Here is a 558-nt window from a genome sequence, read left to right as displayed (position 1 = left end):
GTGGTGGCGGTGGTGGTGGCGCGGGAGGCGGAGCCGGTGGCGGCATGGCCATGAACATCACGGCGCCCGGTGGTGGCGGCGGCAGCGGTGGAGGCGGAGGCGGAGGTGGCAAGGCCTCCCAGCTCACCATGGATGGGCAAAGCATCCAGCTCAACGCCGCCAAGATCCGGCTCGAAGCCCAGCAGGAAATCCTGCTGACCTGCGGCGAAAGCACCATCCGCATCACGCCCGGCGACATCCAGATTCTCTCGCCCACGGACCGGCTCAACTGCTGAGGCCCGCATGTCCTGCAGCCCCTGCATTCCCCGCATCCGCCGTCCCGTTCTCTCTCATCTCTCCAGGAGCAGCCTCGCATGAGTGGCCAACCCGCAGCCCGTATCACCGACAGCGTCGTCAAGGGCAAGATCGTCACCGGCTCGCTCACCGTGCTCATCGGCAGCCAGGGCGGACTGGCCTGCTCCGTCTGCCCGGACGGCATCACCGTCGGATCCCCTGTGAACCCCCAGCTGGGCGCCAAGGTCCTGTTGGGCGCACAAGACCTGGACTTCGCCCTGCCCT

Annotated in this window: 1 protein-coding gene and 1 pseudogene; both read left to right on the top strand. The window is 67.9% G+C overall.

The annotated features are described in order from the left end of the window. Positions 1 to 275 (top strand): annotated as a pseudogene (locus IAE24_RS29985) (DUF2345 domain-containing protein); the annotation flags it as partial. A gap of 78 nt (positions 276 to 353) precedes the next feature. Then, positions 354 to 558 (top strand): hypothetical protein (locus IAE24_RS29980; protein ID WP_199962544.1); only part of this gene is annotated, 205 nt, incomplete at its 3' end.

The organism is Delftia sp. S65 (assembly GCF_016516495.1).
In the GTDB taxonomy this organism is placed as follows: domain Bacteria; phylum Pseudomonadota; class Gammaproteobacteria; order Burkholderiales; family Burkholderiaceae_C; genus Comamonas; species Comamonas acidovorans.
The sequence above is the reverse complement of the archived record's forward strand: the minus strand, read 5'-3'. Positions and strand labels throughout refer to the sequence as shown.